The sequence below is a fragment of the Alteromonas sp. MTD1 genome, assembly GCF_042848195.1.
Classification (GTDB): domain Bacteria; phylum Pseudomonadota; class Gammaproteobacteria; order Enterobacterales; family Alteromonadaceae; genus Alteromonas.
This window is the reverse complement of sequence record NZ_BTGG01000006.1, coordinates 1-25894: the sequence shown is the minus strand read 5'-3', so window position 1 is coordinate 25894 and position 25894 is coordinate 1. Positions and strand designations below refer to the sequence as shown.

Genomic DNA, 25894 nt, shown 5'->3' with positions numbered 1-25894 from the left:
TAATAAAAGCGCATTGCAGGGTATACACCATTACGGTGTATTTAATGGGTTCATCGATTAATGCTGTAAATTATTCAGCACACTTAGGGGTTTCATGGTTGCTATAACCCAATTACGCCGACTCTTTCCAGACGCCCTGAGACACCTTATCGCAGAGTACATCCCAAATATTTACCTCTGGAATAGGACGACTAATAAGATACCCCTGACCAATATGACAGTCGAAATGACAAAGTAACTCGTACTGTTCAGTTGTTTCTATCCCTTCAGCAACCACCTGCATTCCCATATTACGTACCATTGAGATAGTAGAGTGCACGATGTTTCTGTCATCTGAACTGCTAGTGATATGTGCAACAAAAGAACGGTCTATCTTGATATAGTCGGCAGGCAACGATTTAAGATAACTCAACGATGAATAGCCCGTACCAAAATCGTCAATGGCGATAAGGCATCCCATATCACGAATATTTCGCATAATATCCATAGCGCGCTCTATATCAGACACCAATACGGTTTCGGTAAGTTCTAAACATATCTGATTAGGTGAGATGTCATTTTTTATAATTTGTTGTTGTAAAAACTCAGGCAAGCTTGGATCTAAGAATTGACCTGCGGACAGGTTAATCGCCATTTTTACATCGCCATAACCGCTGTTTTTAAGTTCACGAATTAAAGATGTTGACCTTGCGACTACCCAGTAATCGAGTTCAAGCATAAACGATGTGCTTTCAAGTAACGGTATGAAGTCTGCAGGTGAGATATGCCCTTTTGTGGGATGATGCCAACGAAGCAGTGCCTCAAAACCAATAAGTTTACCTGTATGCATGTGCACTTGAGGCTGTAACGCTAAACTAAATTGATTTTCGCGCATCGCTTCACGTGCCTCGGCCTCAAGTTCAACTTTCTGCATTACCTTAAGGTTCATAGTGGCATCGTAAACGCGGTATTCAGCACCTTTCTTCGCTTTCGCCTCATACATAGCAATATCGGCATGCCTTAGCAAATCGATTGGTGTAGCACGCGAGTGGCTGGTAATAGCAATACCAATACTAATAGACACATAAAACGTGATGCCATCTACGATGATAGGAGATTCAAATTCATCGATAAGCTTTTGAGCAACAATGTCCACCTGCTTTTTATTTTCAATATTCGATAGCAACACCACAAACTCATCGCCACCGAATCGAGATGCAATATCGGTTTCTCGAATAGGTTTTGATATTCGCATTGCGGCAGCTTTTAACAGCTTGTCCCCGACTTCGTGACCGTGGCTATCGTTTACTTTTTTAAAGTCATCTAAATCCATAAACATCAGCGCGACGAGCTTGTCATCCCGCATCGAGCCCGCTAATTGCTTTTCTATTTGGAAAGTAAGCATATTGCGGTTTGGAAGGCCGGTTAGCGTGTCGAACATCGCCATTTTTTCTAGTTTAGCGGTATTAATTGCCATTTGACCATCGAAGCTTTCGAGCTGTCGCGCTAAATTATTGGCCGCATCTTCAACCACATCTAGCTCGTCGGTGGCGTTAAATAATGGAGACTTTCGTTGCTTCGCCGCACTGGCGTAGAACTCGCTGAACTTATGCTCTGCCAACATCGGCAAACGCTCGCTGACGTTTAATAATCGTGTTCGGTATTGGTTTAAAAACAAATACAGAAGCAACGAAAACACAACAAACAGAACGACGGCAGATGAAATTACGATGTACTGATACTGCTTGTTTTGCGCAACCATTGTAGAAATGTCCTGCACAATGAGCAGATAAGGTGTATCGCCTTCTGTATTATTAAATGGCAACAAACTTACAAGAAGTTGTTGTTCGCCAAGCTTCGCATTTACGCCTCTAATGACTAAATCATCAATACGCCAATTTTGGGGAAGTTCATTGAACAAATCTTCCATGTAAGCACGATTAGCCGCAGAAAGCTGACTTGCAATAGAAAGCTCGAAACGTCCCAACGACGTTTCTCTAGGCTGCACCACTGCAACCTTATGCACATCAGTTGCTCGGCTAAATAACGATAATAGCTCGCGCATTGAGGTGGATACCACGATAACGGGTACCACTTCGTCAGCAGACATAACAGGAATAGAAATGTAATGAGTACAAATAGAGTCACATGCCATAACAGAGCGACTATCAAATGTTACGCGCGTAACATTGACAAGCTTTGTAACGGTACTATCGGGCTGTGATGACGTTATATTGCGTAGACCGTTTTCATCGAACAAATAGAGTTTATCGACTTGAAAATTAAGCGCTAAGTATTCACTAAGCCCATTTAATGTTTCTTGTAGTGAATTAAGATCGTTTAGCTGTGTAGATGTACTGTGACTGACAACGTCAATCAGCGTAATCATTCGATTGTGCAATATTTCTTGGAAAAGTTGCACTCGACGCTGATTGTTTACCTGACTTTCTTTTTGTTGCAGTAATAGCCTTGCTTCCGACTCTTTAATCAGTACAGCAGAGATAACTACACTAACAGTAAGCACCATCGCCAACAGAAGAACGATAGTTTTAGTGGTAAATGAAACCCTTACCTTCATAAGGGCGCCCCTAGAACTTATACATCAATTGTAAAGACCACATTTCCCACCTTTTATCAGCGTGAGACGCGACGTTGTTGTTTAGCAAACTTACTACTCGCGTTGCACCCTCAACCCAGTGATATTCGCCTTGCAAACGCCATTTTGGCGCAATATCCCAGCGCGCCCCTAGCGTTACAGTGTCTTGATAACCAAAGTAAGCGGGGATAGTACCGCCAGACATAGCTTCTAGCTTTTTGCCGTCTGGATCAGACTCGTCGCTCACATAAGTATCGTAACCAATTAGGCCGCTAAACTCGCTGTTAAAGATGTATCGAACTTGTACAAAACCACCTTCGCCACGAGTCTTCCTTGCGAAGTTAGGCGCGAACAACCCTTCGTTATCTTGTGTTTCCCGCAAAAGCTCACTTGAGATTTCCCAATTTTCAGCAAAGTACTGGGCGGTAAGCATAATACGCTCGACGTTAGAGTTACCTGCTAGACGATTATCTTGCTGAGCCGGGGAATAGGTAAAATCGGAGTTCAGCCAGCTTGCGCCAAGCTTCCACTTCATACTGGACGGCTGCCAGAACACGCTTGCTTGGTGAACAAACTCTTGCTTTATTTTGCCTCTCGCTTCATTACCCAACAAAAAATCGCGCTGAGAGTCGTTAATAGCAGAGCGTCCGTAACTCCAATTTACTTCCCAAATATTGTTTGTTGAGAAGTGAGAAAAACTGGTTTGAATACCGTTACTGCCTAACGCCACATCTCGAAAACCATCAAAATACACTGATTGAGGAAGTACAGATGTATATCGAGTTTGAGGAACGTCGCGAGTCACAGAATAAAGCCAATGGCGATTTTTATAGCGACCGATATGCACTTGCGCTTTCCAACCAAATGCCAGCTCTGGAATTTTCCAATCAATAAAGAGGTAATCTAAACGCGTACCTTGCTCGAAGCGATTACCGCCGTCTAAGTAGTTAACTTGCCCGGCAATAGAAATGTTTTCAGCCAGACGATAGTATCCATTCAAGCCAATTTCAGTAAGTTCAGCGGTAACAGCATCGTTGTCGGTAATGAAAGAGCTGCCTTGCGACTGTGTAATGCCTTGCGATACATAACCATGCCAAGAGAAGTCTGATTGGGCGGCATTTACAGCCCCGCTAAGCATGCACAACGCGATTGTTATTTTTGTTCTCATGATTCATTTACCTCTACGCGTCGCAGCTTCACAATTTCATCGCTACCTATATAACCAATGGCACCTTTTGTGCCCTCAAGCGCCTCTACTAATTCTTCGTAGGAAGATACGCGTATTGGTGTAACACCTTGACCGGAATAAGTTATTTGGTCCCAGAGGCGAGATAATTGATATGGGAACATTTGTAGAATTTCACGACAGAACTGTTTATGCAGTTCGTCATTATCTTGCAGTACAAATACTGTAATTTTGGTGCCATCGCTCCAATATTGGCGATGGCCGGTAAAAATTTGTCGAAGTTCTGTACGATTAAGCGCAGAAAGCATTACGCTTTCATTTACCATGACGTTAAGGTCTGACGCATTTGCTTTAGGCACGCAGAAGGCGAGTGCTGCTAGTAAAAGCAGAACTTTAAGAAAAGTGGCGTATTCAAACCCAGTAGCCAGCCATCGCAAAGCGGGCTTATTCATTTAGTAACGACTCCCTGTTTTCTCGGAGGAACACTGCACAGTGTTAAGTGTAGATAAAAGTTAGAGGTTTTACCTTACCGAGAAGTAAATTAACGTACAAATTTAATCACAGTACGTTTTTTCGACATCATGGAAATTTTTTCCACTCCGTAGTTTCGTTTTTTAGCAACTTGGTAAATTAGCTTCGCGGATTAGGCTACAGAATTCTTATATAACAGCGGTAGAAAATGCTATTTCAGCAGCTGTAGTTTTTTGACCCAACACGTCAAACATTATACAAAATATCATGGCAAGCCTCTGTTTTTGGTTATATTTAGTAATACTTCTGTATTGCAGCAGCGACCCACTTTTTTATGTTTAGCAGGCGCCTGATGAAATAATGACATGCTTAACAAGTTGCTGCCTTTTCTAGAACCTAACTTTTCTAACAGCTATGCCTTTTACAGCGACTAATCAAAAATAATTAACACCACAGAGAGGCGCATCGTGAACATCGATCAGTACCAATAAGTGAGCTAAGCAAATCTTTTTTATACTAGCGCTCTGTGTTTGCTGAAAAACTAAAATAAATCATTAGAATGTGAAATTTACTCTACGTTGTGGGCAACATGGCGACAATACGACGAGACATCGGTGCTGGGCATCATTTTATTTTCGACGACACTGTGGTTGATAACCCAAACGAGGATTTGTTCGATCCCAATTTATGGCAAGCGCAGAACAAAGTAACGGGTAAAGCCAAAGGCCGCGGTACCACCCTTTTTATCACGCACGAAACGCATCAATGGGTATTACGCCACTTCAATCGAGGCGGGTTGATAGGCAAACTGCTTAGCGACCAATACTTTTTTACTGGCGTAGAAAAGTCTAGGCCATTTAAAGAGTTTCGTTTACTTGAATATATGCGTGAAAAAGGCCTTCGTGTACCTGAACCAGTTGCAGCTAGAATCCATCGTAGAGGTGCAATCTATAGAGGCGACCTCATTACAAAAGCGATTCCCAATAGCCGCGATCTGCATCATATTTTATGTGAGTCTGCCTTGTCAGCAGACGATTGGCGACATATAGGCAAAGCGTTGTCGAAAATGCATAAATGTCAGGTGCACCATCACGACGCCAATATTCGCAATATTATGATGGACGACAAACGCAATATATGGCTGATCGACTTTGATAGATGTGAGAAGCGCACAGGTGAAAGCTGGAAACAGAGCAATGTCGATCGTTTACTAAGATCGCTTCATAAAGAAAAGACCAAAAACACTATTTTTCACTGGAGTGACGAGGACTGGAAATATTGCCTTGAGGGCTACAATGGCGAATAAGCTGACTAGCCTTCATTTGGCCTTGATTTAGCCGTCATTGGTATATTATGCCAGTGTGTTACATTACATGCTGTTGAATCAAAAACAGCGTCATAACCAAAAGATACAACCCTATGCATACACGAGCACTTTATCCTGGTACTTTCGATCCTATTACAAATGGTCATGCAGACCTAATCGAACGCGCCTCACAGCTTTTTTCTCACGTTATAGTGGCCATTGCTTCTAACCCCAGCAAGAAGCCGTTATTTACGTTAGAAGAGCGGGTTGAAATGATTAAGCAGGTAACAGCCGACTTACCTAATGTAGAAGTAGTGGGTTTTACGGGCTTGCTAGCCGACTTTGCTGACCAACAAAACGCGACCATTCTCATTCGCGGCTTACGCGCAGTGTCAGATTTTGAATATGAATTTCAGCTAGCCAATATGAATAGGCGCTTAAATCCTAAATTAGAAAGCGTGTTTTTAACACCAGCTGAAGAAAACTCTTTTATATCTTCCACGCTGGTTAAAGAAGTGGCGCTTCATAGAGGCGCGGTTAGCGGGTTTTGCCACCCTGTGGTGGAGCAAGCCCTACAAAATAGGCTTAATGAGAAGAGATAGGCTACACGAAAAGGTATAGCCAATAAGCACAAATAAGTTATCGCTGGCAGTGAGTGCAGAAAAACGTGTTTCGCTGCCCGATAACCTTACTTTGAATTTCTTTTTCACATACCTCGCAAGGCTCACCTGCTCTACCATATACATTTAAATGCTGTGCAAAATACCCTGGCTTGCCGTCAGTTTGCGCAAAGTCTTTTAACGTAGTACCACCCTGCTCAATGGCTTTAGCCAATACTTGTTTTATTCTTGCAGTTAGCGCTTTGTAGCGTGCTGCACTGATATTTCCTGCTTGACGACGCGGATCGATACCAGCCAAAAACAATGCTTCGTTAGCGTAAATGTTGCCTACTCCCACTACAATAGCATTGTCCATGATGAAATTCTTAACGGGGCTTTTACGGTTTCGAGAAAGCGTGAATAAGCGTTTGTCGTCAAATGCATCAGTTAATGGTTCAGGACCAAGGTTCTGCATAAGTGGCAGGGCTTCATTTGGCGCTTGCCATAATACTGCACCAAAACGTCTTGGATCGTTAAAGCGCAGACATTTCCCTGTATCAAGCACAATATCAACGTGGTCGTGCTTTATCACTGGCGTGTTTGCATCAATAACTCTTAGCTTGCCAGACATACCTAAATGCATCACCAGGGTACCCACTGAGGTTTCAATAAGCAGATACTTAGCGCGGCGTTTTACTGCGATGACCTTGTGGCCTTGCGCGGTAGCCACTTCATCAGGAATAGGCCATCGCATACGGCGTTCGCGCACTATGATTCGCTCGATGGTGTTGCCAATTAAATGCGGTGATACCCCTAGACGGCTTACTTCAACTTCTGGTAACTCGGGCATTTATGTGTTCCACGGTAATAAATTTTCTAGCTTCGCATTCGACAGCGTGTACCAATTATTGTCGACATTTACTACTGTCATAGTAGCACTTGGATAAAAGGCATAAACCAACCCATTGGTGTTGCCCGCAACCCATACCACAACAATAAGCGGCTGTTGCGATACCACATCTTCTGGTACTTCATTGGTAGGCACCAGTATAGCGCGCTGCCATTCAGAAAATTGTCTGTCTGGTGTAATACCCAGTACCTTGTTGTTGCTTCGCTGTCGCCATTGCTGACCTGTGCGCTCGAGTGCATTGCCATCATGCTCTATTTTCAACACATAGGCATCTTGGGGCAGCAGCATTCTTTGAGCCGGTGCTTCAGGAGAAGATGTGAAGCTCTCAAGGTTAAAGAGCGCGATCATGATCAACATTGCAATGATCACGACATTATTCATGGCTCGTTGTGAAAGTCTCGCCACATTTTAGCCTTAAGGATTATTAACTGATGCCACTATCATAAAGGCTGGTGTAGGCAGATGCTAACGCTTATTTGGCCACCAGCATGGTTTTAAGCGCGAAGCAGCAATAATTCTACACAATGCATATAACGCAAAAAACCCGGCAAAGGCCGGGTTTTCGTGGAGACAAAAGCAAGTGCTCTTTCTAAAAGGGCTTTACTTGATTTTTGCCTCTTTGAACATAACGTGCTTACGCACAACAGGATCAAACTTTTTGATCTCCATTTTGCCAGGCATGTTACGCTTGTTCTTATCAGTAGTGTAGAAGAAACCTGTACCTGCTGAAGAAACTAGTTTAATTTTATCACGCATTGTCGGCTTCCTTAGATTTTCTCACCACGGGCACGGATATCAGTAAGTACTGAATCAATACCTTTCTTATCGATGATACGCATGCCTTTAGCAGACAAACGTAGTTTTACAAAACGGCTTTCGCTCTCAACCCAAAAACGGTGTGTTTGAAGGTTTGGTAAAAAGCGACGACGAGTCGCATTTCGTGCGTGTGAACGGTTATTACCAACCGTTGGACGCTTACCTGTTACTTGGCATACTCTTGACATTGTATTTGTCTCCAGAACAACGATAACTGTCGCGTCAGATAATCCCAAGCGCTCAAACAGTCGTTGGGTCAAATGACGTATTACTATAAATTAGAGGGCGCATTTTATACAGCAAAGGCAGGATCATTTCAATAAGAAACTACAAAAAGGTTACTTTTTAGCTGTTTTATGCTCAAAAAATTAGCACGCTCACCATTTCGCGACATTATATACGTAAGCGCGCTTAGTTTTTAGCTTTGAATGCAAAAATATTAAACATACTCAGGCCAAGGTCGTTATAGTGATAATAGTAGAAATAATTGCTGCATTTTAAAGACAGAAATTGGGTGGAGAGAGCTTTGCGCCGCATAATAACTTTTGGCACTTTTGATGTGCTACATGTTGGTCACATTAAAATACTACAGCGAGCGAAGGATATGGGCGATCATCTTACCGTTGGCCTTTCATCAGATGCTTTAAGCATTGCCAAAAAAGGGCGTGCGCCCGTTTACCCTTTTACAAGCCGTCAAACCATACTTAAGGCGCTTCGTTTTGTAGACACCGTATTCATGGAAGAGTCGCTAGAGAAAAAGCGAGAATATATTATTCAGCACAAAGCAGATGCGCTTGTTATGGGAAATGATTGGGAAGGAAAATTTGACGAGTTTGAAGATATTTGTGACGTGATTTATTTGCCACGTACTCCCTCTATTTCTACCACTGAAATTATTGAAATAATTAAAGAAACCGATTTGTAACTCTTAGATATTGTCAGTTTAAGAAGCACAGTAATACTCAAAAAAAGGGCACAAAAAAAGGAGCGGTAGCTCCTTTTTTATTGAAGAAAGTGTTAGTCGTAGAAAGGCGACCTTACTTCTGTCATGTCTATCAGTCGTGTAGGACGGGTTAACATTTGCCCGCCATCGCGTCCAATTGGGATCCATGGAATAAAGCCCCTTCCTTTCGAAGGCTTTAATAGGAAAAGATCAGTTGGTATAGAGATATAAAATCCTTTTGTAAAACTACCCTCGCCGTAATCCTCTGCTGAGACATCAGTAAATGCAGCAAATGCCCCCACAATGATGCCGCTATCAAAGCGTTTAGCAAAATCGATATTTACGCCTTTGTCTTTAGCAAGAAATTGCCCCGCGCTTACACTTAATTGCGAACCTTCTAAAAACTCTGGCTTGTAATAAACACTTACGTGACCTGTAATGGCATCGTAATCTTCTAATCGTAGCTGATTGTTCGGATCGCGTTGTTTAACGTAATTCAAGTCAATTCCGTATGCTAAATTACTGTCGACAGGACGATATAGAATTTCACCACCAATACCTGCAAACATAGTTTCAAGATAACCCGCATAAGCTTGCCCAAACACATTTTCAGAAATGTTGTCTTTATAATGGGCAAAGCCTGTGTCAATCCATACGTCATTATTAACGTATTCTCTAACACGAGTTCTTACTCTTGGTAGCACAACGTCTTCAGCATCAACCAAGAAATTGAACTTATCGAAGTTATCCAACACGGTAACTCTTGCGCTTCCCATTACGGAAAACTTACTGTTGAACGCATAGCCGCTATTTAACAGTAAACCTGTTTGGTAAAGATAAAATTCTTCAGGATTACCAAAAGTCTGAACCCAGAAAAAATCGGTGCTGTAGAAGAACCCGTTTGTGTTTTCAGGGTCATAGGCGTCAATGACCTCTTTAGAAGGCGATGTTCTATGATAAGTCTGCTTTATATCTGACTCTACTGACTCATAACGCGCAGCAGCAATAAATGCTTCAGCATCAATTTGCGTATCGACTAAAGGTCGTCCTCCGCGATTATCAACGATATGATAAGTCTCAATTGAGTCCGGTAACTCTGAGGCTGCAACTCTTCCTATGCGTTCTATGGCCTCATCTTGGTTGCGGTATTTCGTTTGTGTGCCATAAAAAATAGCTTTATCTTCTTCAAGATTTGCATCGTGCAAAACAAAGCCACCGTCACGATATAAATCATTATATAAACGGGATTTATTGACTTCTTCAACAGATGAAGGCACACGCCTTCTCATTAAGTCTCTCGGCTCCTCATCGAACTTTGCTTGAGAAGCAGTATGCATATTAAAGCGATAAGTAAGACCAAAACCTATGGTGTTACCACGCTGATAGTTTAGTGAGAGGTCAATGTCTTTATAACGATAAACAGCGCCAATGTTCCAACGGGAGTCTTGTTGTAATTCACCCGCTCTGTCATTAACGTAGTTGTTGCCTTCGTACTCTAACTTTAGTGTAAGTGGCTCCCACGGCGTTTGATATTCAATACCACCGAATACCGCCATTGGCCCTTTAAAGAACTGATCGTAGTCTACTTTTCCACCACGACCGGAAAAACCACTTGGACGTTCGCAGAAGCTATCTTTTATCTCACAGAATGGACTTGTAAAATCGTCGTGGGTTCCTAAATACCCCCAACCTAGCCCTAAATGAAAATCAAACGGCCCTACTGATTTACTCGCATTTATATACTCACTTTCAAAGAAACCTGTACCGCCGAAATCTCTAAACCCAACGCTGATATCTGGAAGATAATAACTTTCTTCCCATAGTCTAAATTTTACGTCCAAACCTTTGTCTTTGAGGGTTTGATCACCACTAAACGATTCGGATTGGCTGTAAAGCCTTGTACGAACATCAGTATATCTTGCTGTTGCCTCCATCCATTCGAACAGCTGAATGTTTACAGACCAGAAGCGATACTCGCCATTATCGGTGTAATTAATAGCCATGCCACCTTCGTCACGCATGCGCGCTGTGGGTGTTTGAATAAGACCGTTTCCACCTTGAACCATTTGTGATGGCTTTACATTAACTAACGAAGACGCTTCCGAGTAACTGGTAGCTGAAATTACGCTACCAATAGCAAGCGCGAGTATCTTTTTTTTATTTTTTCTTTGCGCATTAATCATGGTAGAAGCCTATTTACTGCAAGCGCTGCAACACGCTCATTGAGCTTTTCTATTCTATCGCTGAAAAGCTCTGAAGTGATGGGAACGTATACCTGACTTCCAGGCATGAGTTGAGATGCATCTAAATTCCAGTAAGCAACCCCACGCTTTTCTATATTTCCCGTTGGGTCGATTACATAGACGAAGCTTTGATCGGCATGAATGTGAGTCTTTACATCTTCAACCATCTTATAAACAGGCGTCCCGCTCTGATGTTTATAAGTACCAGGCCTCCTAATAGCACCCAAAAAATGAATGACTTCGGGACGACGTTTAAGCTGTATTGAATAGTCACCAAATTGAAACATGGGATTATCTGTAAAAAAGAGGCGGGCCTTATCATAAGAAACTGGCATAGGAATTCGAGTCGCCAACTTCCAAGAAGATACTTGTCGATACAAATGCCCAAGTGCAGAATATTTGTCAGAGTGTCGTTCAATAAGAGGAAGCAGTGCACTAATTTCAGCTTTTATTGCTTCTCTTTCCTGTTCTGCGGCAACTGCATTCAAATTGTAAACAGCGGATGCAGGCCAATACCAATCGTCTTGATTAGCAACTATAGACAGTACACTAGCAAGACGCACTGGTCTCTCAAATTTATATGTCTGTTGATTAAGTGTTACGTTTAGTACGTCGTACTCTTTAGAAAAAACTGATGCAGAAGACAAACATAAGAAAGCTATAAGGCTATAAAAAACTTGCTTCATTTAGCAGCTCCTTGCTTATCCATTTCTCGTACAATACGGCTCAAATAAACCATGACGTATTCATCGCCTTTTGGGCTAAATTTTTGCTTTGAAGCCATTAGCTCTTTTGTAGCCTGATGGAAATAATAAGTATTTTCCCAATGCAAGTCTAAGTTGATAAAAGGTGAGTGAGCGGGAAACGAAACTGATTCAACAACTTTTATTAAAGGTACCTGAAATCCTATGTACTCCCTTGTTATTTCGCCCTCAACCTTCCATGAAGATTCTACCGTTAAGCCATAGCCAACGTCTTCAACATCTACTTTTCTCTCCCAGCGCTGTGAAGAAAATGGATCATTAGCTAAAGGGTTATTATTAAGATCTCCAGTGAAATAGAGGTCGGCTTTAAGACCGTCGGTATGTGTGATTAACCCATGGTGCATCGTCAATACAGCGTTATCACCCGACACCCATTTGTGTTTATTGTCTTCGATGTAAGCGAGTGCTAGCGCAGCTGAGTCACGAACACCAGCTTTAATTTCAATAAGATCTGCTTTGCTATTTTTAATTTCATCAACAGTAAGATTTATTGAGCGGTCTTCTAAAGCAAGGAGTAGAGTATTGTAGTAAGCGTTTGTGGTATTAGAACAGCCAAAAGAGAACAGAAGAGCTGCAATCCCTGCAAGGGTCGTACGAATATGTAGTTTCATTAAAACAGTGCCAGTAACATCAAACGTAAAAAGAAATATTTATTACAATAAAAAAGCCGCTAATAATAGCGGCTTTCCGAATTTCTAACGTTTTTACTATAGCGTAGGTGCGTAAGTAAAAGTTACTGGAACTGTAACCGTAGTAGTTGCTGTACCTGTACCCGTTACCGTTACAGTAGTTGTAGTACCAACACAAACGCCATCAACCAAAGGATCGGTACCTTCACAAGTTGGCTCTGGATCTGGACCTGGGCCAGGACCTGGACCTTCGGTAGGATCGTCTGAATTGTTGTTTGCAATAATTCCAGCTGCAACACCAGCAGCGACAGCACCTAGTACAACAGTCTGTGTGGCAATACCACCGATAGTTGAACCTGATGCAGCAGTATTACCTGTCTCTTCTTGCGCGTTAGCGCCAGACGCCAAAGCCGCCGCAGCAACTAAAGCAATAATTGACTTTTTCATAACAGTCCTTTTAAAAAAATAACCCACTAACTTCCATTCTAATTCATTTTTCCAGTCTTGACTACAAATCACTCAAAAAAATCAATTAGACTTTATTATCGTATCAAGCCTCGTTGCGCAAATGAAACAGTTTCTTTGTCACCAACAACAAAATGATCTAGCACTGGTACATCGATCGCTTTCATGGCCGTTGCGATCTCTCGCGTTAACCGAATATCAGCATCGCTTGGTTCTGCTACGCCTGAAGGATGATTATGGACCAAGATAACGGCTGCCGCATTGTCGATAATTACCTGCTTGATCAGCTCTCTCGGGTACACAGCAGCGCTATTTATGGTGCCTGTAAACATTACACGAAATGCAATAAGTTGATGCTGACTGTCGAGCATTAGCATACAAAATTGCTCCTGTTCACAATCACGTAGCTTAGCTTGCAAAAATCGCTTGGTGTCATCGACATTGTGAAAAGCATCTTGTCGTGAAAGTTGAATCTCTAAATTACGCCTAAATACCTCGAAACCAGCTTGTAACTGTGCATATCTGCATGGCCCAACGCCATTAATCAGCGCATACTCACTTTGCGATGCGGTAACTACGCCGCGCAAACATCCTAATTTATTCAGTATGTCGTGCGCGAGTGCAACAGCCGAACGCCCTTTCGTTCCCTTTCCTAGAATCACAGCAATAAGCTCTGCATCGCTTAAACTGTTCGCTCCATGTTTAAGCAATTTTTCTCGCGGCCGTTCGCTTTCAGGCCATACTTTAATTGACATTAACTACTCTCTTATCTTGCCCCTTTGTCACTTTATAAAGAAATTAGTGCACGTCATCGACTGTCTTTATGGCGGGTTTGCAGAACAAGACTTATAACCGCTTATATAAAGTACACGTTTTATTGCTTCCTAGTACCTTTGTGCTGCTACCCGATTTATGAACTGCATGGTAGGCTTACGGTAATTTGAAATGTGTGTGTGAACTATGTCGATAGCTAATAAAAATGTTTTATTAGGCGTTACCGGTGGTATTGCTGCCTATAAAGCACCTGATCTGGTAAGAAAACTCACTGCCCTTGGCGCCAATGTGCGCGTAGTGCTTACCGACTCAGCTGCTGAGTTTGTGAGCCCGTTGTCATTGCAAGCGGTATCGGGTAACCCCGTACATCAGCATTTACTCGATCCTGCAGCAGAAGCTGCAATGGGTCATATTGAATTGGCAAAATGGGCAGACATTTTGTTAATTGCACCGGCTACAGCAAATACGCTTGCAAAACTGGCACATGGCATGGCTGATGACCTTCTAACCACCTTGTACCTTGCAACTACAGCAAAGATATTTATTGCCCCAGCAATGAATCAACAAATGTGGAAAGCGCATGCTACCACTAAAAATATCGATATTTTGCGCGAACATGGCGTTCATTTCATTGGGCCAGCAAGTGGAGAGCAAGCCTGCGGCGACGTAGGTGCTGGCAGAATGGAAGAGCCATTGGTCATTGCTGAATTCGTTAACGATACGTTTGTTGAATCAACAGAGCGCGTTGCGACACTTGGCTTATTACATGGGCTTAATATCACTATAACGGCAGGCCCTACAAGAGAACCGCTCGATCCGGTTCGATATATTTCAAACCATAGCTCTGGAAAGATGGGGTTTTCCATTGCAGAGGCTGCTGCACAAGCTGGTGCTAATGTCACACTTGTAGCGGGTCCGGTTGCGCTTTCTACGCCAACCCTATGTAGTAGAAAAGATGTAATAAGCGCCGACGATATGTTAGCTGCTTGCGAGGCATTAGTGCCTTCAACAGATATTTTTATCAGTACTGCTGCGGTAGCTGACTACAAGGCAACAACCATTGCTGATAATAAAATAAAGAAAACCGGCGATGAGTTAACACTTACTTTTATAAAAAACCCTGATATTCTAGCTACTGTGTCTGCTCGAAAAGACAGACCATTTTGCGTAGGTTTCGCTGCAGAAAGCCAAGATGTAGAGGCTTATGCGCGCGACAAGCTAGCTAAGAAAAACCTCGATATGATAGCGGCGAACGATATTACAGCTGAAGGTTTAGGGTTTAATAGCGATAAAAACGCGCTTCACGTTATTTGGCGTGACGGCGATGAAAAGCTACCAGCAACCAGTAAAGCAGAACTTGCAACACAGTTGCTTGCCATTGTTGCAAAACAATATTCAGCTACGCGGAAAAACTAACCGACACTGCATTGGTGTCGATAATAAAAATAATAAATAACAACATATTGGTTCAAGCCAACTTAACATGGAGTCCGAGTGTGTTTCACTCGGTCGCGGAGGAAATACTTTCGTCATGCCTGCAGTCAAAAAAACAAATCGCAGAGCTCAGATTCTGCAAGCACTTGCTGGAATGCTAGAAACCAGCCCAGGTCAACGTATTACTACGGCTAAACTTGCAGAAAAAGTGGGGGTATCTGAAGCCGCCCTTTATCGTCACTTTCCTAGCAAAGCACGTATGTTTGAGGGCTTGATTGAGTTTATCGAAGAAACTTTATTCACTCGTATAAACAAGATTGTGAATGAAGAAAAAGATTCTCTTACTCGCTGCCAACTCATTCTGCACCTTATTCTTGGCTTCGCAGAAAAGAACCCTGGCATTACACGTATATTGAATGGCGATGCGCTAATGGGCGAACAAGAGCGTTTGCGTGCACGTATAGCCAAGCTGTATGAGCGCCTTGAAACACAGCTAAAGCAGGTACTTCGAGAACGCAAGCTACGAGAAGGTAAAACGCTATCGGCCGATGAAGCAATTATCGCGAATATGCTTATTTGCTATACCGATGGACGTATTAACGGTTTTATTCGAAGCGGTTTTACGCGAAAACCCACTGAGCAGTTTAACGAACAGTGGAATGCATTTAAGCAAATGTTTATCTAATTAAAAAGGCGTCGATATGACGCCTTTTTTACTAAAGCTCAGTAACAACATAAGCTGTTATTTAGCAAATGTATTACCAAAGAAATCACCTTCATTCCACTTTGGCTTGTCTTCTTGGTTAGCTAGCGTCCAACCAATTTGTGCATTTACCTTAGTGAACGTTTCCGCAGCTTTCCAGTTAAATGGCTGGTTAATATCATCACTTGGTTTGTGGTAGTGCGTTGATAAAAACTGGCCAAACACTTTGCTGCCATCTACTTCCGGATCTTTCGACTTCAAACCAGGCACCATGAATACGGCAGGCACACCTTGCTTAACAAACGCATAGTGATCTGAGCGCGTAAATAGTGCTTGTTCAGGCCATGGGTCTGGGCTTAATTGAATGTCAGCGTTTGCTGCTGCTTTTTCTACCGACGCTTGAAGATCGCTATGATTTGCACCAAAGGCAATAACGTCAGCAAACTCATAGGTCAAAATTGGCATATCAAGGTTTACGTTAGCAACCATTGACGTTACTGGCACAGTGGGGTTACGTGCAAAATAATCTGCGCCCAATAGGCCTTTCTCTTCACCTGTTACCGATACAAACAGAATAGAGCGTTTCGGCTTTTCTTCCATTTCGCTAAACAAGCGCGCCGTTTCTAACATAACGGATGTACCCGATGCATTGTCCATTGCACCGTTATTTATGTTGTCTTTCTTCACGGTTTTAGCAAAACCAATATGGTCTGAATGCGCAGAGAATACAACGTACTCGTCTTTAAGCTTTGGATCAGAACCTTCAAGAATACCTACTACGTTAGGGCTAGTGATGGTGTCGTGCGTGCTTTTCTTGCTTATATCAACAACACCGTTTAGCGCGAAGCCTGTAGGTACTTTGTCGGCATTAAGCTGTGCATAAATTTCATCTAGGCTTTGCTTAGCACCGTTAAATAACTTACGTGCCGCGCCTTCGCTCAAGTATGCGCCGCCTTTTAGCTGCGCAAAGCTGTTTGCTGGCTCACCTTCATCATTTAGCCATGCCATACGTGGTGTGTGAATGTAGTTCAAGCGACTTTGATAAGGGCGCACTTTCTCGTTCTTAGGCGTAGTAATGGTAATCATTCCAATAGCGCCATTTTCTACTGCATACTTTTGCTTTTGGTATCCAGAAGCAAAGTGTGCCCCTTCTTCCGATGGAAAGTCACTTGGCTTGCCCGCTAAAGTCACAACAATTTTGCCCTTTACATCAAGGTCTTTGTAATCGTTATGCGACAGCTCATCTGCAACAATACCGTAACCCACAAATACCATTTCACCTTTTACGTGAGCATCGGTACTTAGTAAGCTTGGTCCTGCAAGGTACTCTTTAGGGTATTCAAAACTTGTCGTTTCGCCGTCTTGCGTGAAGGTAAATACTGGCGACTCTTGGATGAGATTAGCTTTTCTAAACGTAACATCTTGAATGTAGCCATTTGTGCCCGCTGGTTTCAGGCCATATTTGGCGAACTCAGTGGCAATATACAATGCCGCAATTTCGTGTCCTCTAGAGCCAGTATCACGACCCTCTAATAAGTCATCAGCTAAAAAGAATAGATGAGACTTGATACGCTGAGTATCAGGAGCAAAAGTATTGTCTGTCGCGGTATGGTCGTGTGCAATTGACGCTAAGCTCATAGCCGTCAATGCACTACCAATAAGGAGTTTTTTTATCATTGTGGTTCACCATTATATGTTTTAGATAACATAATAACGCAGCAGCTGGTGCTGTGGCTATTGTGTAGCGTAACGTTCAACACATGTTTCATGCCATTGCCCGTATTTTAGTGTCATTGTAAAATCCTAATTCCTATTACCACGTATGAAATGAGGCTATTAAGCCATCGTTTCCTATCATTATTAGTAAGAGTTAAGAGCAGCACATGTCACAAGACGACACCCTTTACAGAGTGCAATTTATTAGCAACGGCGAACGTTACGAACTGTATGTAAAAACCTTAATTCAAGGTGCATTGTTCGGCTTTGTTGAAATTGGCGAATTTGTATGGGACACCCACACTAGCGTAGTTGTAGATCCTAGCCATGAAAGGCTTAAATCTGAATTTTCAGACGTAACAAAAACTTACGTTCCAATGCACAATATTTTGCGCATTGACACAGTAAAGAAAAAAGGTTCTGCCAAAATTACTAAATTAGAAAATAAATCTGATAAAGTAGCTACATTCCCTAGTCCAATATATACACCAACGAAAGAGTAACCACCGATTTCCGGTAAAGGTTACCGGAGGACACTATGTATCGCTACGTTTTAGCAGCACTACTATTTATCGGCAGCGTTGGCCTATCTGCAAAGCCATATAATGATGAAAGCTTGTATCAGCTTCTAGATGATATTTGGCAGTACGAGCTTTCGGTGTCCCCTCTTCTTGCGTCACGACAGGGTCATAACGAATCGGTCCATTTACTTCCAGATATTTCGCCAGAGGGGCTCGCAAAGCAAAACACGCAGTGGCGCAGCTTTCAGAAAGCCCTTTCTAACTACAACGAAGAGAATTTGTCGACCCAGGCGTACATTGCTTTGTTAATGCAGCAGTATCGTTTAGCTAACTATGTCGATGAGTACACGTACCGCGCTTACCTAGTGCCAATTAATTCCGAATATGGTTTTCATGGCGCAATGGCTTCACTGCCGAATATGTCTACATTTAAACAAGTAGAAGACTACGACGCTTATATTAGTCGCCTAGATGCATTAACACCTTACTTTAATCAGCAGATAGCGTATATGCAGCAAGCGCTAGAAGAAGGCTATACACAACCCAAAGTCGTTATGCAGGGCTTCGAAGAATCGATTGCGGCTTATATTGTTGATGATGCTACCGAAAGCGGTTTTTATGCACCGTTTAAACGCTTTCCCGACTACTTCACTGAAGCAGAAATACAGCGATTAACACAGCAAGGTGTAAGCGCTATTGAAAACAGCGTGCTTCCTGCCTACCAGCGGTTTTATGATTTTATGGTAAAGCAGTACATTCCCAATGCGCGAAGCGATATAGCAGCAAACAATTGGCCAAATGGTGTGGCGTATTATGCTAATAGAGCCAAGCACTACACCACCACAGATATGACACCACAGGAAATACATCAGCTTGGTGTGTCTGAAGTAAAACGCATACGAAACGAAATGCAGCGCATTGTGGATGAACTTCAGTTTGATGGCGATATTAACGATTTCATCGCCTTTTTACGTGAAGACCCACAGTTTTACGCAACCAGTGCAGAAGAACTGCTAAAAGAGGCATCGTTTATCGCCAAAAAGATGGATGCAAAGCTGCCAGCACTGTTTGAATACCTTCCTAGAACACCTTATGGCGTTGCTCCAGTACCCGACAGTATTGCGCCAAAGTACACCACAGGCCGCTACATTCACCCAAGTCGTGACGACCAGCCTGGATATTACTGGGTAAATACATACGCGCTTGATAAGCGCCCTTTGTATGCTCTACCTGCATTAACATTGCACGAGGCCGTACCGGGTCATCACCTGCAAATTTCACTTGCCGCGGAGCTTGAAGGTTTACCAATGGTTCGCCGCAACACTTATATTTCAGCGTTCGGTGAAGGATGGGGTCTGTATTCTGAATTTTTAGGTATTGAAGCTGGCATTTACGAAGATCCTTACGACGACTTTGGTCGCCTAAGTTATGAAATGTGGCGAGCATGCCGTCTAGTCGTGGATACTGGTATGCACACCATGGGTTGGAGCCGTCAGCAGGCTGTTGACTATATGATGGAAAACACGGCGCTTTCTGAACACAACGTAAATACCGAAATTGACCGCTATATTTCATGGCCCGCACAAGCGCTATCTTACAAAATAGGCGAAATAAAAATTAAGGCGTTACGCGCCAAGGCTGAAGAAGCATTAGGCGAACAATTTGACGTGCGCAAGTTTCACCGTGCGGTATTAGAAAACGGCTCGGTACCACTCTTTATATTAGAGCAGCATATTAATAAATTTATAGAAGAACAAAAGGCTCAATAAGCATGGCTGTCGCATTCAGTGTTATTGGAATACTTATTTTAGCGTTAATTTATTTTGTGCTACGCGCACAGAACTTACAAAAAGAACTAGCGCTTTCACGTCATACTAACAAGCAAACCAACAGCAAGATTAATTACGCCTATCACAACTTGGTAATGGTGACAGACGCACTGGAAAAGAGCTTATCTTCACGTATTGAAAGTGCCTACAAAAGCCGTCTTATTAATCAAGAGCAGTACAACGCACTTAGCCCTCTGATGCGCAATTTTTCAACCATAGTAATGACATGTTGTGAAAAAGGCGACTCGCTGGAAGAGTCTTTAAATAAAGTACTAGCAAATGAAGATATTACCCTAGAGGTAATAAAAGAAGTTGTTAAAGCGCTACCTGGTAACATTCGTATGGCGTGGTCAAAAAACACAGCCGACGGTTTTATTGCTTTTTGTCAGGCAGTAACCGCATCGGTAACGGGTACCACTAAATCGAGCAAGGTAGAGCAGCCAGAGTCACAAGAGAAAAATAACGCTTAACTTGTCTTGTAAATTTACCTCATAGCTTTACCTCATAACTTTACTTTTTTATAAGCCCCGCTTTTTAGCGTGGCTTTTTTCTTTCTACTAAATTTAATCTTGTACCTTCTTAAGCTTTTCATAAAGTTAAAGCCAAATTGCCACTCTCTTGTCTTACTTAGCAGGGTTTTATCTTGAAAAGGAATATTGGCTCACTATAATACTGTATAAAAATACAGTTTATTTTGAATGCCATGACTGAAATATTATCAACATTAAGTAAGCACCCGCATATCTGGCGGGCGCGAGAGAAGAAAAACAGTGAAGCCAAATTTTCACTCGGCTTTGCTCGCCTTGATAGCGCACTTAATGGCGGAGTAGCTTCGTCGGGGTTAGTGCGTATTTCGTCATTAACAGGTGTTGGCGAGTTGTCTTTGTTTAAGCACGTATTGTGTAAGCATCGCACGCACAAAATGGTGGTGTTTATTAACCCACCAGGACAATTACAAGCGCCATGGTTAGCAAACTTAGGCTTAGATTTACAACAAGTGCTTGTTGTGAATACACCTGCCGATCAGGAATCACTGTGGGCAGCAGAGCAATGCTTGAAAAGTACAGCTTGTCACTGCGTAATATTGTGGAGTAACCGTGTTTGTACAAAAGCGGCCAGACGTTTACAAGTTGCCGCAACGCACAATGATGCGTTGTGTTTACTGTATACATTACCGCAATGCGCCAATGTAAATCATGAGCATGGCAGTATGTCCCATGCATTGCCCATTACACTCGAACTATCTTTGCAGGCACAGGCATCTACAGTAACAGCTGATGTACGTAAGCAGCGGCACGGATGGCCAACAAGTAACATAACAATTTCCCACAACTGGACCCCCGACAATCATGCGATTAAATGGGCTATGGAGCATAACAAGTTGGCGGGTCATGCATTACATTCTGTGAACTAGCTATGCTGTGGGCCTACCTTTATTACTATCAGTTAACGCTCGATCAGCATCAGCAAGCTATTACTCAACAGCTAGGTTCATCTGCTGATAAACCCGTTATTGTGTACTGTGAAAAAAATAATGGCATCAAACAGCTAAATGACGATGCTAGGAAAGCAGGCATAGAGGTAGGTCATGGACTAGCGCAAGCGGCAGCATTGTGCCCTAACGTAAATATTATTCCATTCAATGAGAGCACTGAAAGCGATCTATTAATACAGTTAGCGCATCGGCTGTATCCGCTGGCATCAGATATCGTACTAGATAGCCATAACGGTATGGCCATTAGGCTCGATAACTTAACGCACTATTACGGTGGTCATGCTGCGCTATGGAAAACATTAACGCGTGAATTAATGCATGCAAATACGTCTTATCAGTTTGCAACAGCGTGGTCGGTTGAAGCAGCAAAAGTACTAGCGACACATGGCGTTAATACATACTTCGAGCATCATGACGATATTAAGCGCGCGCTTGAAAGTTGCCACTTATCTAAAACGGCACTTGCTCCTAAAGTTATTGAAGCACTCGCAAGAGTAGGCATTACAAAAGTACACGACCTGCTGGCTATGCCAGTGCATGAATTAGGTCGTCGATTCGATAACAATACCATTACTTACTTAACGGCACTGCGCGGTGAAATCTTCCCAAAAGCATCGCTATTTAGACCACAAACCCATTTCGACAACTTTATACAGCTGCCTTTTGATATAGAAAATACACAGCATTTACACCCTTTTATTACTCAGCAGCTAGAACGCCTTTCACATTATCTACGCGCAAGAAATCTATATACCTCGGCGCTTACTTTCAGTATTCACTTTCGTGAAGCGCCCGTAATGGATATTGCCATACAAGCCGCAATGCCCCAAGCGTCTGCCCAAAGCTGGCTAACACTACTAACATTGAAAATAGAAAACGCAGTGCTGCCAGAGCCCGCCGTAGGACTTACCTTAAGCTGCAAATCATTTGAAGACATCGACAGTGATAACGGCGACTTTTTTAATCATCGCTTCAACGAGGTAGCACAAAAGCAACTTATTGGACGACTCAACGCAAAGCTAGGCGATAATAGTACCTATCAACCTGCTGCCGCAGACAGCCATCAATTTGATGGCATGACGGTGACACAACGCAATACGGCTAACCAACCTTATCAAAGCGATATAGTACCTACTTTTACTTTCACCCCACCAAAGCCTTTAACGCAGGCCACACAGGTTTGCTTTGGGCCCGTTAGGCTTAACAGCGAATGGTGGCACAATACCGACCACAAACGAGACTACTTTATTGCACAAACATCGCAGGGAGTACGCATGCTAATTTTTAAAGATGAAAATGCTGAATGGTGGGCGCAAGGTGTTTTTTGCTAACGCTACGTAAGTTATGAGAGCTGCAAATGCAATACAGTGAGCTTTTTTGTCAAAGCCATTACAGTTTTTTATGCGGTGCTTCATCACCTGCAGAGCTGGTTACCACAGCGTCCTTTTTAGGCTACGACGCTATAGCTATTACCGATGAGTGCTCAGTGGCAGGCGTAGTGCGTGCTTTCGATGAAATCACACGACAGCGCCTACCTATAAAACTTATTGTGGGTAGTTACTTTGTTTTTGATGAAGCTTTGAGTTTTATACTTTTGTGCCCCAATAAAAAGGCTTACAGCGAGCTTTGCCGTATTATCACCAACGCAAGACGTCGTTCAGAAAAAGGCGAGTATCAGTTAGCAGAATGGGATTTGCGTACCATTAAACACTGTAAACTAATATGGCTTCCCAATGGCAATGAGGAGAAAGATAAGCACTGGGGAGAGTGGCTACAAAACCACACCGCCATAGATGCCTACATTGGGGCTCAACGATTATTGGACGGACGGGATCACCATCGTTTCGCTCATTATAATCAGCTACAGGCCACCTATGCATTTCCGGTTATTGCGTGTACGGGTGTACTTATGCACCATGCCGACAGGCTGCCATTACAACATGTTTTACATGCCACACAGGCACATACTACTGTAGAACGCATTGGCAGAAATGCCATAAGTAATGCTGAGCGTAGTTTGCGAACATTGCCTAAAATACAAAAGCTATACCCTGAAAAGTGGGTAGCGAATACCAACACACTAGCCGCACAATTTTCTTTTTCATTAAGCGAGCTGAAATATCAATATCCAGCGGAGCTTGTGCCCGATGGCTACACGCCTACTTCGTATTTACGTGAGCGTGTTGAGGCCGGAATAAAAATACGCTTCCCAGAAGGCATTACACCAGATATACGTGCCATTATTGAGAAAGAACTCACGCTTATTGAAGAGCAAGAGTATGAATACTTTTTCTTAACCATTTACGACATTGTTCAATTTGCTAAGCGGCAGCATATTTTGTATCAGGGGCGAGGCTCTGCAGCCAACTCGGTCGTATGTTATTGCCTTGAAATTACCGCCGTCGATCCACGACAAATTAGCGTTCTGTTTGAGCGTTTTATTTCAAAAGAACGTAATGAGCCACCAGATATAGACGTTGACTTCGAACACCAACGACGTGAAGAGATTATTCAATATATTTACGAAAAGTATGGCAGAGAGCGCACAGCCATTGCTGCTACAGTTATTTGCTACCGCTTTAAATCAGCATTTAAAGATGTCGGAAAGGCGCTCGGTTTTAGTGAGTCTCAGCTCGACTTTATCGTAAAACAAATTAATCGCAGAGACAGCGTTATTCCGTGGAAATCTCAGCTAGCCAATTTGGGCCTTAATGCAGAAGACCCCAAAGTAACGCAGCTTATTACGTTAACCGAGGCGCTGTTAGGTACACCGCGGCATCTATCGCAACACGTTGGTGGTTTTGTTATTAGTGCAGGACCGCTTTACGATTTAGTGCCCATTGAAAATGCAGCCATGGAAGCACGAACCATTATTCAGTGGGACAAAGACGATATTGAAACACTGGGGTTATTGAAAGTAGATGTGTTGGCCTTGGGAATGCTAAGTGCAATTAGGCGTACTTTCGAGCTTATTAATAAACAATACCCTGTAGACGTCAGCATTCCTTTTATCACTAAACTAGGTGATGACGCACAAGTATTCGATATGATTTGTAAAGCCGATACAGTGGGCGTATTTCAAATAGAGTCTCGAGCTCAAATGTCAATGTTGCCAAGGCTTAAGCCCCGTGCCTATTACGACCTTGTTGTACAAATAGCCATAGTAAGACCTGGGCCAATTCAGGGTGATATGGTGCACCCCTACCTTATTCGTCGCCATGGCAATGAAACTATCACATACCCTTCAAAAGACGTTGAACGTGTTCTGGCCCGCACAATGGGCGTACCTATATTCCAAGAACAAGTTATACAGCTTGCTATGGTGGGCGCTGGGTTTAGTGGTGGTGAAGCCGATCAGCTAAGACGAGCAATGGCCAGTTGGAAGAAAGACGGACGTATTTTCGAGTTTAGAGACAAGCTTATTAAAGGGATGACCGATAGAGGTTACGACCCTACGTTTGCCCATAACCTATTCGAACAAATTAAAGGGTTTGCGGGCTATGGATTTCCGGAGTCACACTCTGCTTCTTTTGCTGTGCTTGCCTATGTGTCTTGTTGGCTTAAGCACTACTTCCCTGTCGAATTCTATGTTGCGCTACTAAATAGCTGGCCTATGGGCTTCTACTCACCTTCTCAACTAATGCAAGATGCAAAGCGCCATGGCATAACTGTACACGCGCCTTGTGTTAACCAATCAAGTGTTGAGCACACCATGGTTGTGAATGGTCAGCAAAAAGAAATTCAGCTGGGGTTATGCCTTATAAAAGGGCTAAGTGAGTCAGGTGCTTCTGTTGTTGTTACCTATCGCCCTACTCATGGTTATGTAGCCATGCATGAAATTCAACAGTTGGGCTTAACACGCAGCGACCTTCAGGCACTGGCTAGCGCTGATGCGCTTAAGAGTATAAGTGGCAATAGATACGAGACACGTTGGAAGATGATGGACACGCAGGGTTCATTACCGCTGTTTGAAGAGCATGAAGACTTACACAATGATGGCTTATCTAAACAACCCTCTGACGCAGACAACCTGTTAGAGGACTATGCTTCTACCGGTCTTTCTGTAAAAAATCATCCAATCGCACTGCTAAAGAAAAAGCATAAACTTAACAATATTAGCTGGTCGAATACTTTAAAGGGTAAAAAGAATAAATCGGTAGTTAAGGTACTTGGCGCTGTAACAGGCAGACAAGCCCCTGGTACCGCTGCGGGTGTTACTTTTCTAACTTTAGAAGATGATAGCGGAAATATGAATGTAGTTGTTTGGCAGGCCACAGCACGTGCTCAGCAGCAAACCTTTTTGAAAGCTAAATTACTGCAAGTGAACGGTATTATAGAGTGCTCAAAAGAAGGTGTGATTCATATTATTGCAGGGAAACTTATTGATCGTACCCCTTGGTTGGAAGACATCACACTTCCCTCTAGAGACTTTCATTAAATCAATAACGCTGATTTTTGAAACGAAGAAATTAGGACGCTAGAAAGCAAAAAACCCGCCGTAAGGCGGGTTTCTTT

At 42.8% G+C, this 25894-nt stretch carries 24 protein-coding genes; 11 read left to right on the top strand and 13 right to left on the bottom strand.

Annotated features, from left to right (window positions below; translation table 11 throughout):
* Nucleotides 1–112 precede the first annotated feature (112 nt).
* The 3 genes from ACGHAV_RS09180 to ACGHAV_RS09170 are packed head-to-tail and all read right to left on the bottom strand — an operon-like array spanning nucleotide 113 to nucleotide 4213.
* Nucleotides 113–2557, bottom strand: coding sequence for a putative bifunctional diguanylate cyclase/phosphodiesterase (locus ACGHAV_RS09180; RefSeq protein WP_390379412.1), 2445 nt, complete (start codon nucleotides 2555–2557; stop codon nucleotides 113–115).
* A gap of 10 nt (nucleotides 2558–2567) precedes the next feature.
* On the bottom strand, nucleotides 2568–3743 hold the full coding sequence (locus ACGHAV_RS09175; RefSeq protein WP_390379409.1) for a hypothetical protein: 1176 nt from the start codon (nucleotides 3741–3743) through the stop codon (nucleotides 2568–2570).
* On the bottom strand, nucleotides 3740–4213 hold the full coding sequence (locus ACGHAV_RS09170; protein ID WP_390379406.1) for a hypothetical protein: 474 nt from the start codon (nucleotides 4211–4213) through the stop codon (nucleotides 3740–3742). The genes ACGHAV_RS09175 and ACGHAV_RS09170 overlap by 4 nt, the downstream gene beginning before the upstream one ends.
* A 608-nt stretch (nucleotides 4214–4821) precedes the next feature.
* Between ACGHAV_RS09170 and ACGHAV_RS09165 the strand changes: the two genes are divergently transcribed.
* Both ACGHAV_RS09165 and coaD read left to right on the top strand, forming a co-directional pair.
* A complete protein-coding gene (locus ACGHAV_RS09165) occupies nucleotides 4822–5538 on the top strand; it encodes a 3-deoxy-D-manno-octulosonic acid kinase (RefSeq protein ID WP_390379403.1) in 717 nt (238 codons plus the stop codon).
* A gap of 113 nt (nucleotides 5539–5651) precedes the next feature.
* On the top strand, nucleotides 5652–6140 hold the full coding sequence (gene coaD / locus ACGHAV_RS09160; protein ID WP_334014714.1) for a pantetheine-phosphate adenylyltransferase: 489 nt from the start codon (nucleotides 5652–5654) through the stop codon (nucleotides 6138–6140).
* Between the two features lie 37 nt (nucleotides 6141–6177).
* Here the strand turns inward: coaD and mutM are convergent, their stop codons facing one another.
* The 4 genes from mutM to rpmB form a co-directional block, all read right to left on the bottom strand.
* Nucleotides 6178–6987, bottom strand: a complete 810-nt coding sequence (gene mutM / locus ACGHAV_RS09155; protein WP_390379399.1) for a bifunctional DNA-formamidopyrimidine glycosylase/DNA-(apurinic or apyrimidinic site) lyase — start codon at nucleotides 6985–6987, stop codon at nucleotides 6178–6180.
* Nucleotides 6988–7452, bottom strand: coding sequence for a hypothetical protein (locus ACGHAV_RS09150; protein ID WP_390379396.1), 465 nt, complete (start codon nucleotides 7450–7452; stop codon nucleotides 6988–6990).
* A gap of 195 nt (nucleotides 7453–7647) precedes the next feature.
* Nucleotides 7648–7803, bottom strand: a complete 156-nt coding sequence (gene rpmG, locus ACGHAV_RS09145) for a 50S ribosomal protein L33 (RefSeq protein ID WP_013786148.1) — start codon at nucleotides 7801–7803, stop codon at nucleotides 7648–7650.
* An 11-nt stretch (nucleotides 7804–7814) separates the two neighbouring features.
* Nucleotides 7815–8051 carry a 50S ribosomal protein L28 gene (rpmB, locus tag ACGHAV_RS09140; RefSeq protein WP_012516576.1) on the bottom strand — a complete coding sequence of 79 codons (237 nt, stop codon included), beginning with the start codon at nucleotides 8049–8051 and terminating at the stop codon, nucleotides 7815–7817.
* A gap of 338 nt (nucleotides 8052–8389) precedes the next feature.
* Here rpmB and ACGHAV_RS09135 point away from each other — a divergent pair, with 338 nt between their 5' ends.
* A complete protein-coding gene (locus ACGHAV_RS09135) occupies nucleotides 8390–8788 on the top strand; it encodes an adenylyltransferase/cytidyltransferase family protein (RefSeq protein ID WP_390379390.1) in 399 nt (132 codons plus the stop codon).
* Nucleotides 8789–8880: 92 nt separating this feature from the next.
* Here ACGHAV_RS09135 and ACGHAV_RS09130 read toward each other — a convergent pair whose 3' ends face one another.
* The 5 genes from ACGHAV_RS09130 to radC form a co-directional block, all read right to left on the bottom strand.
* Nucleotides 8881–10989 (bottom strand): YjbH domain-containing protein, encoded by a 2109-nt coding sequence (locus ACGHAV_RS09130; RefSeq protein WP_390379387.1) that lies wholly within the window; start codon nucleotides 10987–10989, stop codon nucleotides 8881–8883.
* Nucleotides 10986–11735 (bottom strand): capsule biosynthesis GfcC family protein, encoded by a 750-nt coding sequence (locus ACGHAV_RS09125; protein WP_390379384.1) that lies wholly within the window; start codon nucleotides 11733–11735, stop codon nucleotides 10986–10988. Before ACGHAV_RS09125 ends, ACGHAV_RS09130 begins: the two co-directional genes overlap by 4 nt.
* A complete protein-coding gene (locus tag ACGHAV_RS09120) occupies nucleotides 11732–12424 on the bottom strand; it encodes a YjbF family lipoprotein (protein WP_390379381.1) in 693 nt (230 codons plus the stop codon). The genes ACGHAV_RS09125 and ACGHAV_RS09120 overlap by 4 nt, the downstream gene beginning before the upstream one ends.
* A gap of 96 nt (nucleotides 12425–12520) precedes the next feature.
* Nucleotides 12521–12889, bottom strand: a complete 369-nt coding sequence (locus ACGHAV_RS09115) for a hypothetical protein (protein WP_390379378.1) — start codon at nucleotides 12887–12889, stop codon at nucleotides 12521–12523.
* Nucleotides 12890–12984: 95 nt separating this feature from the next.
* Nucleotides 12985–13662 (bottom strand): DNA repair protein RadC, encoded by a 678-nt coding sequence (gene radC, locus ACGHAV_RS09110; RefSeq protein WP_334014727.1) that lies wholly within the window; start codon nucleotides 13660–13662, stop codon nucleotides 12985–12987.
* Between the two features lie 205 nt (nucleotides 13663–13867).
* Between radC and coaBC the strand changes: the two genes are divergently transcribed.
* Both coaBC and slmA read left to right on the top strand, forming a co-directional pair.
* Nucleotides 13868–15097, top strand: a complete 1230-nt coding sequence (coaBC, locus tag ACGHAV_RS09105; protein WP_390379374.1) for a bifunctional phosphopantothenoylcysteine decarboxylase/phosphopantothenate--cysteine ligase CoaBC — start codon at nucleotides 13868–13870, stop codon at nucleotides 15095–15097.
* 115 nt (nucleotides 15098–15212) lie between these two features.
* Nucleotides 15213–15800, top strand: coding sequence for a nucleoid occlusion factor SlmA (gene slmA, locus ACGHAV_RS09100; protein ID WP_334014730.1), 588 nt, complete (start codon nucleotides 15213–15215; stop codon nucleotides 15798–15800).
* Between the two features lie 57 nt (nucleotides 15801–15857).
* Here the strand turns inward: slmA and ACGHAV_RS09095 are convergent, their stop codons facing one another.
* The gene (locus ACGHAV_RS09095; protein ID WP_390379370.1) at nucleotides 15858–17495 is read right to left on the bottom strand and encodes a M28 family metallopeptidase; all 1638 of its coding nucleotides are present in this window, start codon (nucleotides 17493–17495) and stop codon (nucleotides 15858–15860) included.
* Nucleotides 17496–17701: 206 nt separating this feature from the next.
* Between ACGHAV_RS09095 and ACGHAV_RS09090 the strand changes: the two genes are divergently transcribed.
* The 6 genes from ACGHAV_RS09090 (at nucleotide 17702) to ACGHAV_RS09065 (ending at nucleotide 25817) form a co-directional block, all read left to right on the top strand.
* Complete coding sequence (locus ACGHAV_RS09090) at nucleotides 17702–18037, top strand: DUF1820 family protein (protein WP_390379367.1); 336 nt, start codon at nucleotides 17702–17704, stop codon at nucleotides 18035–18037.
* A gap of 35 nt (nucleotides 18038–18072) precedes the next feature.
* On the top strand, nucleotides 18073–19824 hold the full coding sequence (locus ACGHAV_RS09085; protein ID WP_390379364.1) for a DUF885 domain-containing protein: 1752 nt from the start codon (nucleotides 18073–18075) through the stop codon (nucleotides 19822–19824).
* Nucleotides 19825–19826: 2 nt separating this feature from the next.
* Nucleotides 19827–20354, top strand: a complete 528-nt coding sequence (locus tag ACGHAV_RS09080; protein WP_390379361.1) for a hypothetical protein — start codon at nucleotides 19827–19829, stop codon at nucleotides 20352–20354.
* 233 nt (nucleotides 20355–20587) lie between these two features.
* Nucleotides 20588–21298 carry a recombinase RecA gene (locus tag ACGHAV_RS09075; RefSeq protein ID WP_390379358.1) on the top strand — a complete coding sequence of 237 codons (711 nt, stop codon included), beginning with the start codon at nucleotides 20588–20590 and terminating at the stop codon, nucleotides 21296–21298.
* Between the two features lie 2 nt (nucleotides 21299–21300).
* Nucleotides 21301–22710 carry a Y-family DNA polymerase gene (locus ACGHAV_RS09070; RefSeq protein WP_390379355.1) on the top strand — a complete coding sequence of 470 codons (1410 nt, stop codon included), beginning with the start codon at nucleotides 21301–21303 and terminating at the stop codon, nucleotides 22708–22710.
* Between the two features lie 26 nt (nucleotides 22711–22736).
* The gene (locus ACGHAV_RS09065; RefSeq protein ID WP_390379353.1) at nucleotides 22737–25817 is read left to right on the top strand and encodes an error-prone DNA polymerase; all 3081 of its coding nucleotides are present in this window, start codon (nucleotides 22737–22739) and stop codon (nucleotides 25815–25817) included.
* Nucleotides 25818–25894: the final 77 nt, after the last annotated feature.